General features: G+C 51.8%; 17 protein-coding genes and 1 tRNA gene. All 18 read left to right on the forward strand.

What is annotated here, in order from left to right:
* Window positions 1-27 precede the first annotated feature (27 nt).
* Window positions 28-1,233: a 30S ribosomal protein S1 gene (gene rpsA, locus AC0LWM_RS12860; protein WP_474675342.1), complete on the forward strand. Its 1,206-nt coding sequence runs from the start codon at window positions 28-30 to the stop codon at window positions 1,231-1,233.
* 67 nt (window positions 1,234-1,300) lie between these two features.
* A complete protein-coding gene (fni, locus tag AC0LWM_RS12865; protein WP_474675343.1) occupies window positions 1,301-2,353 on the forward strand; it encodes a type 2 isopentenyl-diphosphate Delta-isomerase in 1,053 nt (350 codons plus the stop codon).
* Window positions 2,354-2,403: 50 nt separating this feature from the next.
* Window positions 2,404-3,027: a YphA family membrane protein gene (locus AC0LWM_RS12870; protein ID WP_474675344.1), complete on the forward strand. Its 624-nt coding sequence runs from the start codon at window positions 2,404-2,406 to the stop codon at window positions 3,025-3,027.
* Window positions 3,028-3,099: 72 nt separating this feature from the next.
* Window positions 3,100-4,422, forward strand: coding sequence for a ribosome biogenesis GTPase Der (gene der / locus AC0LWM_RS12875; RefSeq protein WP_474675345.1), 1,323 nt, complete (start codon window positions 3,100-3,102; stop codon window positions 4,420-4,422).
* Between the two features lie 11 nt (window positions 4,423-4,433).
* Complete coding sequence (gene plsY, locus AC0LWM_RS12880) at window positions 4,434-5,033, forward strand: glycerol-3-phosphate 1-O-acyltransferase PlsY (protein ID WP_474675346.1); 600 nt, start codon at window positions 4,434-4,436, stop codon at window positions 5,031-5,033.
* Window positions 5,034-5,052: 19 nt separating this feature from the next.
* The gene (locus tag AC0LWM_RS12885; protein ID WP_474675347.1) at window positions 5,053-6,096 is read left to right on the forward strand and encodes an NAD(P)H-dependent glycerol-3-phosphate dehydrogenase; all 1,044 of its coding nucleotides are present in this window, start codon (window positions 5,053-5,055) and stop codon (window positions 6,094-6,096) included.
* Window positions 6,097-6,169: 73 nt separating this feature from the next.
* On the forward strand, window positions 6,170-6,448 hold the full coding sequence (locus AC0LWM_RS12890; protein ID WP_474675348.1) for a stage VI sporulation protein F: 279 nt from the start codon (window positions 6,170-6,172) through the stop codon (window positions 6,446-6,448).
* 93 nt (window positions 6,449-6,541) lie between these two features.
* Window positions 6,542-6,772, forward strand: coding sequence for a DUF2768 family protein (locus tag AC0LWM_RS12895; protein ID WP_474675349.1), 231 nt, complete (start codon window positions 6,542-6,544; stop codon window positions 6,770-6,772).
* A gap of 33 nt (window positions 6,773-6,805) precedes the next feature.
* Window positions 6,806-7,099: a 2Fe-2S iron-sulfur cluster-binding protein gene (locus AC0LWM_RS12900; protein WP_474675350.1), complete on the forward strand. Its 294-nt coding sequence runs from the start codon at window positions 6,806-6,808 to the stop codon at window positions 7,097-7,099.
* A gap of 27 nt (window positions 7,100-7,126) precedes the next feature.
* Complete coding sequence (locus AC0LWM_RS12905) at window positions 7,127-7,720, forward strand: nucleotidyltransferase domain-containing protein (RefSeq protein WP_474675351.1); 594 nt, start codon at window positions 7,127-7,129, stop codon at window positions 7,718-7,720.
* Between the two features lie 17 nt (window positions 7,721-7,737).
* Entirely contained in the window at window positions 7,738-8,082 is a 345-nt protein-coding gene (locus AC0LWM_RS12910) for a 2Fe-2S iron-sulfur cluster-binding protein (RefSeq protein WP_474675352.1), read from the forward strand.
* Window positions 8,083-8,110: 28 nt separating this feature from the next.
* A complete protein-coding gene (locus AC0LWM_RS12915) occupies window positions 8,111-8,860 on the forward strand; it encodes a hypothetical protein (RefSeq protein WP_474675412.1) in 750 nt (249 codons plus the stop codon).
* A gap of 278 nt (window positions 8,861-9,138) precedes the next feature.
* Window positions 9,139-10,617, forward strand: a complete 1,479-nt coding sequence (gene spoIVA / locus AC0LWM_RS12920; protein ID WP_474675353.1) for a stage IV sporulation protein A — start codon at window positions 9,139-9,141, stop codon at window positions 10,615-10,617.
* A 443-nt stretch (window positions 10,618-11,060) separates the two neighbouring features.
* Window positions 11,061-11,333 carry an HU family DNA-binding protein gene (locus AC0LWM_RS12925; RefSeq protein ID WP_474675354.1) on the forward strand — a complete coding sequence of 91 codons (273 nt, stop codon included), beginning with the start codon at window positions 11,061-11,063 and terminating at the stop codon, window positions 11,331-11,333.
* Between the two features lie 132 nt (window positions 11,334-11,465).
* Window positions 11,466-11,542: transfer RNA gene (locus tag AC0LWM_RS12930), tRNA-Pro, on the forward strand.
* Between the two features lie 148 nt (window positions 11,543-11,690).
* Complete coding sequence (mtrB, locus tag AC0LWM_RS12935; protein WP_474675355.1) at window positions 11,691-11,912, forward strand: trp RNA-binding attenuation protein MtrB; 222 nt, start codon at window positions 11,691-11,693, stop codon at window positions 11,910-11,912.
* Window positions 11,913-11,990: 78 nt separating this feature from the next.
* Window positions 11,991-12,557, forward strand: a complete 567-nt coding sequence (locus AC0LWM_RS12940; RefSeq protein WP_474675356.1) for a hypothetical protein — start codon at window positions 11,991-11,993, stop codon at window positions 12,555-12,557.
* Between the two features lie 132 nt (window positions 12,558-12,689).
* On the forward strand, window positions 12,690-13,550 hold the full coding sequence (locus tag AC0LWM_RS12945) for a heptaprenyl diphosphate synthase component 1 (protein ID WP_474675357.1): 861 nt from the start codon (window positions 12,690-12,692) through the stop codon (window positions 13,548-13,550).
* The last annotated feature ends 8 nt before the right edge of the window (window positions 13,551-13,558 follow it).

The raw sequence follows: 13,558 nt of genomic DNA on the forward strand, positions 1-13,558 counted from the left end.
GGTTAAAGAATCGAGGAGGTATTCCATATGACAGAGGAAACAAACGTACAACAAGACCAACAGGCGCAAGACATGACGAATATCGTGACTTTGAAAAAAGGCGATACCGTTAAAGGCACGATCGTTAAAATCGAAGACAATCAAGCTTTCGTAAGCTTCGGTTATAAATACGAGGGTGTCATTCCGATTCGCGAGCTTTCGTCTATTCAATTGGAAAACGCGGGCGATGCGGTTCAAGTCGGCCAAGAAGTGGAATGCAAAGTCGTTTCTATCGACGACGAAAAAGAAAAAATGATTTTGTCCAAGCGTCTCGTGGACAGCGAAAAAGCTTGGGACGTGCTGCAAGCCGATTTCGACAAGCAAGAAGTGATCGATGTTGTCGTTGCCGACGTCGTTAAAGGCGGCCTGGTTGTTGACGTGGGTGTCCGCGGCTTCATTCCGGCATCGATGGTAGAGCGTCATTTCGTTGAAGATTTCAGCGATTACAAAGGCCGTACGCTTCGCGTCAAAGTGAAAGAGCTGGACCGCGAGAACAATAAAGTCATCTTGTCGGCCAAAGACGTGCTGGATCAAGAATTCGAAGCCAACAAGCAAAAAGTGATGGCCGGATTAAACGTAGGCGAAGTGCTGGAAGGCAAAGTACAACGGCTGACTCCGTTCGGCGTATTCGTGGATATCGGCGGCGTTGACGGGCTTGTACACATTTCCGAGCTGGCTTGGTCGCATGTCGACAAACCGTCCGACGTTGTAGCGGAAGGCCAAACGGTCAAAGTGAAAGTGCTGAAGGTGGATCCTTCCATCGGCAAAATCAGCCTGAGCATCAAAGCGGCACAACCAGGTCCTTGGGAAACTGCAGGCAGCTCGTTCAATATCGGCGACATCGTTTCCGGCGTCGTGAAACGTCTTGTTACGTTCGGCGCGTTCATCGAGCTGGCGCCTGGCGTTGAAGGCCTCGTGCACATTTCGCAAATTTCCCATAACCACATCGGCACTCCGCATGAAGTGCTGAAGGAAGGCCAAACGGTTCAAGCGAAAGTGCTGGACGTCAACCTGAAGGAAAAACGGATCAGCTTGAGCATCAAGGAAACGGAAGAAGCTCCTGCCGCTCCGCAAAAACCGGAAAGAACAAGAGCGCCTAGAGAAGACAACAGCTCGGTTAACCTGCCTCCTGCACAATCGCTCAGCATCACGCTTGGCGAACGCTTCGGAGACAAACTGAGCAAATTCAAATAAGCAATCTTCAAATGTCTGAGACATTTGTTAAGCAATTGGCAAAGAAGGTCGATCAGGGGGAATCGGTATGCGCGAGTCACGCAAGATGGATCATATCCGTTACGCGTTGTCGCTTGGCCCTAGCGGAGAACATGGCTTCTCCGACATCCGGTTCGTTCACAATTGCCTGCCCGGCGTTTCAATGGATCAAATTGCTTTGGATACGACAATCGGCGATCTCAAGTTGAGTTCGCCGATTGTCATTAATGCGATGACGGGCGGGGCACACGAGACGGAAGAAATAAACCGCGAGCTTGCCGTTGCCGCGCGGGAATTGAAGCTTGCCATGGCGGTAGGCTCGCAAATGACCGCGTTGAAAAACCCCGATGTCGAGTCCAGCTACAAGGTTGTACGCAAAGTAAACCCGAATGGCATCGTGTTTGCCAATTTGGGCGGGGAAGCGACGGTAGAGCAGGCATTCCGCGCAGTGGATATGCTGAACGCGAATGCGCTGCAAATTCATTTGAACTGTATGCAGGAACTTATTATGCCGGAAGGCGACCGCGATTTTCGCGGCGCCCTGGAAAGGATCTCCGAAATCTCGGACAAGCTTCCGATTCCGGTCATCGTCAAGGAAGTGGGCTTTGGCATGTCTGCCGAATGTGCCGTTCGATTGAAGGAAATCGGCATCCGCATCATCGACATCGGCGGTGCCGGAGGAACGAATTTCGCGGCAATCGAAAACGCGCGAAGAGATATTCCTTTATCCTCGCTGAACGATTGGGGTATTCCGACTTGTTCATCCTTGATCGAATGCTCACAGATTTACCCATATGGCGGCATCATCGCCTCCGGCGGCATAACGGATTCGCTGGACATCGCCAAAGCGCTCGCGCTTGGCGCTTCCGCGGCAGGCATTGCCGGGGCTTTCTTGAAAATATTGCGACAAGATGGAACGCAGTCGTTGATCGACTCGATCACGCATACGGAAAACGGACTGCGTTTAATCATGACTGCCCTCGGTTCGCCGAACATCCCCTCGTTATGGAATGTCCCGCTTGTGATCGGCGGCGCAACGGCGGAATGGTGCCGTGCCCGCGGAATCGACGCTCGAACATACGGCTGCCGCAGGCCAGTTTGATTAAAAAACGATAACCGAACAAATAATAGGAGCAATTGAGGTGAATTCCGATGAATCCGGGTTACTTGTCCTTATTGCTCCTATCCATTACGTTCATTTTGTGCGCAAGCGGCTGGAAGGATGTTATTTTGCGAGGGATTTCCCACAAATACATCCATCTTTTTTTTGCGCTCTGGTTTATCGGTTTGTGGATTTACATACCGCTGTTTCCGCGAGCGGACTTGAATGGGGCTTATGTCGTGCTCGCCTTGTATGCGTTCGGGACGTTCGCTTCAGCCAAAAGCGGGCAATCGCTCGTGTACGGTTTTTCGGCGGTTTTGCTGATGGGCGCTTTTTATGCTTTGTTCAGTCAGCTGCACCATTTGCCGCAGATCATTACGCTGCATCACGTGCAATATGACAATGCATTGCTATGCGGTGCTGCAGCCGCTCTATTGTTTCGCAAACCACGCGAACAGGTCGCGGCGATCACGCTATCGCTGATGTTAGGCGATGGTTTGATGCAATGGCTGGCCCCGTCTATGCCCAACGGAACTCTCGTTTTCGGATCGCCGGCATTTTACGATCTGTGGTGGGTGACCGTAACGGTTTCGAGATTATTGTCAATCGCAACGGAACGTGCGGTCGCCGGGTGCCGCACATTGATCGAAGCCGTCTGGGCCAGGCGAAAATGAATGATTAGCCAAGTTGGGTGTTTTTTGCTAAAATATCAGATGTGTTGGACAGAAAGTTAGAGGAGTGAAATTATGGCAAAACCGGTCATTGCCATCGTCGGACGTCCGAATGTCGGGAAATCGACCATTTTCAATCGGATTATCGGCGATCGTGTGGCAATCGTTGAAGATAAACCCGGCGTAACGCGGGATCGGTTATACGGTACTGGGGAATGGAACGGCGTTTCATTCAGCGTTATCGACACCGGCGGGATAGAAATTGAAGGCGAAGACGAGATTATGCGTTCTGTCCGGATGCAAGCGGAGCTTGCGATTGAAGAAGCGGATGCGATCATTTTTATGGTCGATGCCAAAGCGGGCATTACGATTGCGGACGAAGAAGTGAGCCAGATGCTGTTCCGTTCGCAAAAGCCTGTCGTCGTAGCCGTCAACAAAGTGGACAATATACAACGTCAAGACGATGTATACGAGTTTTATAGCCTAGGCTTCGGCGACCCGATCGCTATCTCGGGAGCACATGGCGTAGGCATCGGCGATTTGCTGGACGAGGTTATCGAACGTCTGCCCGAGCTGACGGACGAAGAATATGACGAGGACGTCATTCGCGTGGCGTTGATCGGCAGACCGAACGTCGGCAAATCATCGCTCGTGAACGCCATACTTGGCGAGGAACGCGTGATCGTGAGCAATATCGCGGGAACGACGCGCGATGCGATCGATACGCCGTTCGAGAAGGACGGTCAGCGTTACGTGCTGATCGATACGGCAGGCATGCGCAAACGGGGCAAAGTTTACGAAACGACGGAGAAATACAGCGTCATGCGCGCGATGAAAGCCATTGAACGGGCCGATGTCGTGCTTGTGCTGATCAACGGCGAAGAAGGCATTATCGATCAAGACAAGCATATCGCAGGCTACGCGCACGAAGCGGGCAAAGCGTCCATCTTCGTCGTCAACAAATGGGATGCCGTTGAGCGGGACGAAAAAACGATGCAGCATTTCACGCAAACGATAAGGGATCATTTCCTGTTCATGACGTATGCGCCGATCGTATTTTTGTCCGCCAAAACAAAGCAGCGCCTGCATAAGCTGCTGCCTGTCGTTAACCATGTCGCGGAGCAGCACTCGCTGCGGATTCAGACGCCGGTGCTGAACGATATCATTTCCGACGCCGTGGCGATCAATCCTCCGCCGACCGACAAAGGCAAACGCATGAAAATCAATTATGCAACGCAAGTGGCGGTCAAGCCGCCTACGATTGTTGTGTTCGTCAACGATCCACTGCTGATGCATTTTTCATATGAACGCTATTTGGAAAATAAAATCCGCGCCGCCTTCACGTTCGAAGGGACGCCGATCCGCATCTTAACGCGCAGGAAATCCGATGACGAATAGGGGAGAATAATGTGTTTCTTTGGATCGTTTCGATCGTAGTCAGCTATTTGCTCGGCTCGATCAGCTTTAGCTTCATTGCAGGAAAGCTGCTGAAAGGCATCGATATACGCCAACACGGCAGCGGCAACGCCGGCGCGACGAATACGCTCAGGGTGCTCGGCAAAGGGCCTGGCATCGCCGTATTGCTGCTTGATGCAGCCAAGGGTGTCGCCGCCGTAGCGGCCGGGTACTGGCTCGGCGACGGCGAAGCCTGGATTCCGGTGTTATGCGGAATCGCCGCCATTGCCGGCCACAACTGGCCGATTTATTTTGGCTTCAAAGGGGGAAAAGGCATCGCTACGACGATTGGCGCCATGGCGACATTGGCCTTTTTCCCGACGCTCTATGCAGGACTGATCGCGATCGTATCGATCGCCATCACCAGATATGTTTCATTAGGCTCGCTGCTGCTTTCCGCATTTTTGCCGATCTTTGTTTATACCCTCGGCTGGCCGATCGAAACATTCTGGGCAAGTTTGGTATTGTTTGTTTTTGCCTATTGGCGTCATCGGAGCAATATCGTTAAGCTGATACGCGGCAAGGAAAACAAGCTGGGCTCGAAACGTTCATAACGCAAGGGGGAGAAACGTCATGGTGATCAAAAAAGCTGCCGTGCTCGTTGCGGGAAGCTGGGGGACCGCACTCGCTTCCGTTCTTGCGGATAACGGGATCGACGTGACGTTGTGGTCCAGGAACGAGCAGCAGGTTGATGAAATCAATACGCATCGCCGAAACTCGAAGTATTTGCCCGGCGCGACGCTGTCTCCGAATATTTTTGCCACAACGAGCATGGAAAAAGCGGTCGGCGCAGCCGAAGCCGTCGTATTGGTCGCCCCTTCGGGAGCGATGCGCGACGTTGCGGCCGGGATGAAGCCGTATTTGCGTCCGGAGGCGCTGGTTATCCATGCGACGAAGGGCTTCGAGACGGGTACGCTGAAACGGATGACGTCCGTCATTGCCGAAGAAACCGGCCGCGCCGAAAGCGAAATCGTCGTTTTGTCGGGTCCAAGTCACGCCGAAGAGGTCGTTCGGCGCTGTCCGACGACGGTTGTCGTCGCGGCGCAGGAAACCGCCAAAGCCGAGGCCGCACAGGACTTGTTCATCAATTCGTATTTCCGTGTATATACCAATCCCGATGTGACGGGGGTCGAGCTGTCGGGTTCGCTCAAGAACATCATTGCTTTAGGCGCAGGCTTGTCGGACGGGCTGGGCTTCGGCGACAACGCCAAAGCCGCGCTGCTGACGCGAGGCCTTGCGGAAATTGCGCGGCTTGGCGCCGAGATGGGAGCGAATCCGCTCACGTTCGCAGGTCTTGCGGGGGTTGGCGATCTCGTCGTTACGTGTACAAGCAAGCATAGCCGCAACTGGCGCGCAGGCTCGCTGCTCGCGCAAGGCAAACCGCTGGCTGAGGTGCTTGACGCGATGGGAATGGTCGTGGAAGGCGTCAAAACGACACAAGCCGCATACGCCTTAGCTCGTCAATATGATGTGCAGATGCCGATTACCGATGAACTGTACCGGGTGCTGTTCGAAGGCAAACCGGCTAAAACCGCGGTGGAAGACCTGATGGGCCGGGGCCGTACGCACGAAATCGAGGAAATTGCCAAAGCCGCCAAGGAAAATTGGCTGAAGTAATCAAGATGACCGCCTAACACCAATCCGCTTTCGTCCTCATAAGATACTACCATCTCGAATGAGGAGGTTAAGCATGGGCAGAGATTTAAACAAAGAAGTATTGAACACCGTCAAGAAGAAGACCGGCAATAATATCTCTGAAAATGCGGTGAAACAGCTGGCCAGCACCGTAACGCCAACAACGATGCAGAACGAGGCGCAACTGCGGCAATTGATCAAGCAAGTTTCGGCCATGGCGAACGTCCCCGTTTCGGAAAATACGATTAACGATATTATTCAGGCGATCCAGAGCAGCGGTCTTAACCCGAACAATCTGGAATCTTTAATGAAAATGATGATGAAGAAATCGTGACAAAAGGCCTCGGCCTTTTGTTCTTTTTTTATAACGATGCTATAATGAAAGTTAGTTTTTTGAACCTGAAATTCGATTGACGGGGAGAGTTTTATGGCATCATTATTCTTGCTTGTAAACGGCATGTTGATCGGTTATGCCGCGATCAGCAGCATGGACAAAATGTGGGCGTCTCTCATCGGGCTAGGTTTAATGGTCGTTGCGGCTTTGACGGTTTCGTTTGCCCGCTGGAAGACGAAGGGCGTCATCAAAGCGATTTTGACGATCATCGCGTTTGTCATCCTGCTGGTCGGACTGCTGTACGGGCTTATTTCCATGCTGTAACAAGTACGATAATACATACGGAGGATTTGCACAATGCTGGAACTTAGAGGACGCACCAAAACAATAACCGTAGAGCCCGAAGTTGGGATGAGCCTGCTTGATCTTGCGTTAAAGCACGGCGTCGATTGGAACTTTTCTTGTACCCGGGGGACCTGTGCGCGGTGCCGCTGTTTCGTCGAAACCGGAATTGAGCTGCTGGCAAGGCCTACAGACGAAGAGGAAGACCGGCTAGAACCCGAAGAACTGGAAGCCGGCTTTCGTCTCGGGTGTCAAGCCTTGATCAAACAAGCGGGAATGATCGTTGCGATCAACAAGCCTTATTTCTAATTCCGATTATCGAAAGGAGCATCGGCTATGAACCCTATGCCGTTGTCCGTCCGACAATCGGTGGAGAAGATTGCCGAGGCGCTTCATGACAAGCCGCTCCGCTGGCTGCTGGGAGGCAGCTGTGGTTTGCTGCTCCAAGGCGTTGCGCTCGATCGAGAGCCGCGCGACGTGGATTTGTACTGTGACGATACCGACGCACCGGCGATTGCCGCAGCGCTTTCACCTTATGCTACGGATGAGCTACAATATAATGAAACCCCGATGTATCGATCGCGGTTAGGACATTTCGACATTGCAGGCATTCCGATCGAGCTGGTCGGGGGATTTCAGGTCGAAGCGGGCGGATCGAGCTATGAAGTCGAGATCGGCGCGTTCCTCGAAGCCGCTGCGGTTCGAATAAAGGTTGGGGAGGCGGAGCTGAAGCTCATGCCGCTTGCGCATGAACTCGTTTTTAATCTGCTGCGCAATCGTCCTGACCGGTATACAGCCATTGCCGACGCCATGCGCAATGACCAGCAGCCCGAGCGGCACTGGGCGATCATGCGTGCTTTGACGCAGCGGAACCGGCTGACGCAGTCGATATTGCAGCGAATCACCGAATTAACGGGGATGGCCTTTTAAAGAAAGGATCGATATGGATGACGCCAGAGGTCACCTTTTTGCCGGATCATAAAAAAACAAGCGTCAGACCTGGGACTACGTTGCTGGATGCGGGGCGCCGAGCTCGGGTCAATATTCGTACAAGGTGCGGAGGAAGAGCCGCCTGTTTGATGTGCAAGCTGATCGTCGAGGATCAATCGGGATTATCACCCGTAAGCGGGAACGAGCGGTTAAAGCTTGGCGATCTGGTTCAGCGCTCGTACCGTCTTGCCTGCCAAGCCCGCGTGACGAATCATGTGACGGCAACGATTCCCGAGGATCCGCTGAAGGCGGCGGTTCGGGCGCAGCTTGCCCTGCAGCAGCAGGAAGATCAGGGCATATGATTATAAATAAAGGAATGAACTTATTTTGATGAAGCTACTTTCGCTACGAAACCGTCAATCCGCGCGGCTGTTTGCGTGTTTGCTCACATTGTCGGCATTGGTTGCGCTCTCGGGATGCATGTATCCGAAAGAATTGCGCAAAGAAAATCAGGTCTCTTATAAAGAAAGCGTACTGCTCGTGCAAAATGCGGTCGATCAGTATCAGAAGGATACCGGGCTGCTGCCGATCAAAAACAGTTCCGTGGAAACGCCGCCCTACGAAAAGTTCGTCATCGACTTTTCGAAGCTGACGAATCGCAATTTGCTTAGCGACGTGCCGACAAGTGCGTTCGAAAACGGCGGGAGCAATTATTTTCTGATCATTAATGAAGAAACGAAACCGACGGTTCGCCTGATGGATCTTGTTACGTATCAGAAGGTAGGCGATCTGGAGAAGCTTGTAGCGGATTATGTCGCAAGCCACAAGGGCGAGGTGCCGGCCGGCGAAACGGTGGCCAAAAACTTGTTCCGGCTTGATTTTGACAAGCTGGGCCGCAAGCCGGAGCAAATCCGCAGCGTATTTTCCGGCCAATACGTCGGATTTCTGGTTGACGCCAGCGGCAAAGTGTATGTGGATTACGCGATGGACGTCATGAAAGCGATCCAGAAATCAGGAAAGACGGATTATGATGCGAACACCGACTTGCGTACCGTGCTCGTTGAACAGTCGTTATTCGTTCCGGTCAAATCGACTCCCTACTATTGGATCGACAATGAACCGAAACCGTCATCGAAATAGTTTGCTAGCTTGTACTCTACTTTTTTATAAAAGTAGAGTTCTTTTTTTGCCTGAAATTCCATATATCATACTTGGAAGGTGTTCGCGGCAAGCTGGGAGCGGGGAGACGGTCGATAACAGCAAATATTTCGTGGACTAGGCGTCATATTTTCCGGTTTGACTCATATGATGTTACTAGTCCAAATGCATGTACGAGTTCCGTCGCTAGAGCGTGTTCCGAAGGTACACCCGAATAGGGACGATGGCGGCATCGTATCATTTCTTAGGAGGGAATCTCAGTGGAAAAGATCGATATTTTTAAGGACATCGCAGAGCGTACCGGCGGGGATATTTACCTCGGGGTCGTCGGCGCGGTCCGTACGGGAAAATCAACATTCATCAAACGTTTCATGGAAACGGTCGTATTGCCGAACATCACGAACGAATCGGATCGGATTCGCGCGATTGACGAATTGCCGCAAAGTGCGGCCGGAAAAACGATCATGACGACGGAGCCGAAATTCGTTCCGAACAATGCGGTCCGCATTCGCGTAGCCGAAGGGCTGGAAGTGAACGTCCGGCTCGTCGATTGCGTCGGCTACACGGTGGAAGGAGCGAAGGGCTACGAGGACGAGAACGGCCCGCGGATGATTACGACGCCTTGGTTCGACGAACCGATTCCGTTCCAGGAAGCTGCGGAAATCGGCACGCGCAAAGTCATTCAAGAGCATTCGACGCTTGGCGTCGTCGTGACGACGGACGGAAGCATCGCGGAAATTCCGCGCAGCTCGTACGTTCAAGCCGAAGAGCGCGTCATTAACGAGCTAAAGGAAGTCGGCAAACCGTTCGTGCTGATCATCAACTCCACGCGTCCGCGCAGCGAAGAAGCGCTCCATCTGCGCAACGAGCTGGCGGCCAAATACGATATTCCGGTCATGACGATGAGCGTAGCGTCGATGGGCGAAGAAGACGTCATGTCGGTCCTGCGCGAAGTGCTTTACGAGTTCCCGGTACACGAAGTGAATGTCAATTTGCCGAGCTGGGTCATGGTGCTTGAAGACAACCATTGGCTGCGCAGCCGTTTTGAAGCGTCGGTACGCGATACGGTGAAGGACATTCGCCGCTTGCGTGACGTCGATCGCGTCGTTGCGCAGTTTACCGAATACGACTTTATTTACCGGGCCGGCTTAAGCGGCATGAATATGGGCCTTGGCGTCGCAGAGATCGACCTGTATGCGCCGGATGAATTATATGATCAAATCTTGATGGAGGTCGTAGGCGTCGAAATTCGCGGCAAAGACCATCTGCTGCAGCTAATGCAGGAGTTCAGCCATGCGAAGAAGGAATACGACCGGTTTGCCGACGCGCTTGAAATGGTCAAGACGACCGGCTACGGCATCGCGGCACCGTCGCTTGCCGAGATGGTGCTCGACGAGCCGGAGCTGATCCGCCACGGATCGCGTTTCGGCGTGCGGTTGAAAGCGACGGCGCCTTCGATCCATATGATCCGCGTCGACGTCGAATCCGAGTTCGCGCCGATTATCGGCACGGAGAAGCAAAGCGAGGAGCTTGTCAACTACCTGATGCAGGACTTCGAGCAGGAGCCGCTGAAGATGTGGGAGTCCGATATTTTCGGAAGATCGCTCCATTCCATCGTCAGGGAAGGCATTCAAGGCAAAATCGCCATGATGCCGGACAACGCCCGCTACAAGCTTCAAGAAACGCTCGGCCGGATTATCAACGAGGGGTCTGGCGGATTAATCGCCATCATTTTATAATATCAGAAAGGTTCAGCGGAGCTGAACCTTTCTGATATTTCAAGAAAAGCTTCCTCTTACGCAGGGTCATTCATCGTGGAAAGGACTTCGAATAAAAGCTTTTCTTACCATAATAGAATTTATAAGTTTTCCACATATAACGCAGTTAATCTAAATTCTATTTGGCAAGAAAAACTTCCGCTATAACGCGGTCGCTCATCCTTGAAGGACTTCGATAGAAGTTTTTCTTATCATCATTTTTGTCAGATTAGGTATAATAGCCTATATTAGGGGAGCACCAAACCGGTGCTTCTTTTGTTTTTTGGCGTCAAATTCCGCAATCCACTTGAAATTCGTTTAGCAGTGTATTACTATAAATTTGTTCCGCTTAGAATGTATAATTTGTCGCGAAACGGTAAACACAGAAAGATAACAAGCAATTATCTTTCGGGGAGGTGAATGACGTGAATAAATCTGAATTGGTTGCAAAAGTGGCTGAAGTTACGGAATTGTCCAAAAAGGACGTTACGAAAGCGGTTGATGCTGTTTTTGATGCTATTTCCGAGGCGCTGCAAAGCGGCGATAAGGTACAATTGGTTGGATTCGGCAATTTTGAGGTTCGCGAACGTTCCGCACGCAAAGGACGTAACCCGCAAACTGGGGAAGAGATCGACATTCCAGCAAGCAAAGTGCCGGCATTCAAACCTGGCAAAGCGCTGAGAGACGGAATTCAATAAAAGATCGTACATAACGGGTAACAAATCGGGCGTCACGTAGGTGGCGCTTGTTTTTTTGCCGAGGGATGCCTGGATTTGGATTGACATTCTTGTTTAATTGGGCTAGACTCTATGGTGCGAGTATCGCAGTGTCGGGGTATGGCGCAGCCTGGTAGCGCGCACCCTTGGGGTGGGTGAGGTCGCACGTTCGAATCGTGTTACTCCGACCAGAATCGAAAAAGCCCGCAGTAATCGGACGATGGACAAGACGTGAGACTATGCGTAAATTTGGTAAGAAAACAGAGTTAAACATGGTAGCTTCTCGAGAGAGAAGTGTTTTTTATAAGATCTAATAATTGCTAACAAGGAGAGGGTCGCATGGATCAAACCAACAACGAATTTATCGTCGTTAAAGCCAAGGAAAGCGGCGTACATGTCATCGGCTTGACGCGTGGTCAAGATACGCGATTTCATCACACGGAGAAGCTGGACAAAAACGAAGTGCTGATCGCGCAATTTACCGATCACACGTCGGCGATCAAAATTCGCGGAAAAGCGGTCGTATATACGAAGCATGGCGTCGTTGACACCGAGCAGTAATTTGGAGCAGCAGGCATAGCCTGCTTTTTTTCGTTGTACAATGATGTAAAGGGGTTTTCCGCGGAGGTGGGTTTCCGGGTGAAAGGCTATGTTCGGTTCCTCTATACATCAATCGCATCAGCCGGCATTGCCGTGCTGGTGTCCTTTGTACCGTTGCTGCAAACGACGTTCGCCAAAAAACAAAACGATCTGTCGGTGTTTCAAACCTTACATAATAAGCAGCTTCAGCAAGTCAATCTAGTGGATGCTCTGGTTCGGCTGCCGCTCGCGCTTGACATTGCCCGTGCTCAGTGGGAGGATTCGACGCTCAAGGTCGACTTGCGATATTCGGCGGAGATGCGGGGGCCGGCACCGTTTTATGAAGATTTGTACGAGCTGGTACGGTTCGCCTTCGAGCAAACGACGAATGTTCAAACTTTACGGGTCCGGATGATAGGCAATTCTCCTCAAGGCGGCAACCGGCCAGTGTATGTGACGGCCACCATGAGACGATCTGATTTCGAATCCAATGATATGAAAGCGCTGGAGAGCCTTTCTCGATCGCCGGATGACGCATTGCCGGCCAAGCTGCATTTGAAATTTACGGACATTTGGAACCGGGATTTCGGCGCGAAGCCATTCGAATCGCCGCGGTTTCGCCAATAAGTTCAACACCTTGTCACAATTGGCCCAAGGAAAGCGAAACGGAAAGCATGTGCGAGTTTGTCCCGGTTATGCTATAATCATGTAGATGGGCGCATCTTTTGTAATACTAGGAGCATAGGTCGGAGGCTTTGCATGAACAATTACCGAATTCCCGAAATCGCTAAAAAATATGTGGAATACGATATGATCGTAGCCCATACGCAGCTGCCGGAGTTTCCGGATGACCGGACACGGCTGCTATATATGTTTTTGGACAAAAGCTCGTCGGTACAGCATGTCAGCGAGCTTTATTCGCTTGTCACCTCGCTTGTACAGATGGGGCTTGATACGCATGATTTAATCGATGCGGCCGATACGGCGCTGGCGGAGAAGGCGATGCGGTCGCGTCAGCTTAAAGTGCTCGCGGGCGATTATTACAGCAGCCGATTTTATCAGCTATTGTCTCAAGCCGGACAGATCGAGACCGTCAAGCTGATTTCTCAAGCCGTCTGCGACGTGAATCGGTTGAAAATGAGCCTTTATTTGAAAATGAAGCAGCTGAAAATGTCGGCGGAGGAATACGCAGCGCACCATATCGGCATTAAATCGGTGCTTTTTTTACCGTTTGCGAACATGATGGAAGGCGCATATTCCATCATGTGGCCGGAACTGATGCACAATCTCAGCCAGTGCGAGCTCGTTATCAAGGAATTGGAACGGGACGATTCCCCGGCAAATTTCAACGGCAGCTGGGCCTTTTGGCACGTCTTGCAGAACGGCGCAAGAGATGAGAAGAAACGTCTTCGTGACGGCGTTCTCGATTCGGTAGGCATCCGCACGATATTGATGAAATATAAAATACGCGACCAGTTGACGGGAATGCTCAGCCACTCGGTTGCGCAAATTCAAGCGATCGGGCAAAAGTTCGATTCGGACGCCATTCGCCGGGAGCTCGCAAAAATCGGCGAACCGTTCCAACGATACTTGACGGGCCCGGTGCTGAAGGAAGTTTGAGGTGACCG

The sequence above is a fragment of the Paenibacillus sp. sgz302148 genome (assembly GCF_056120465.1).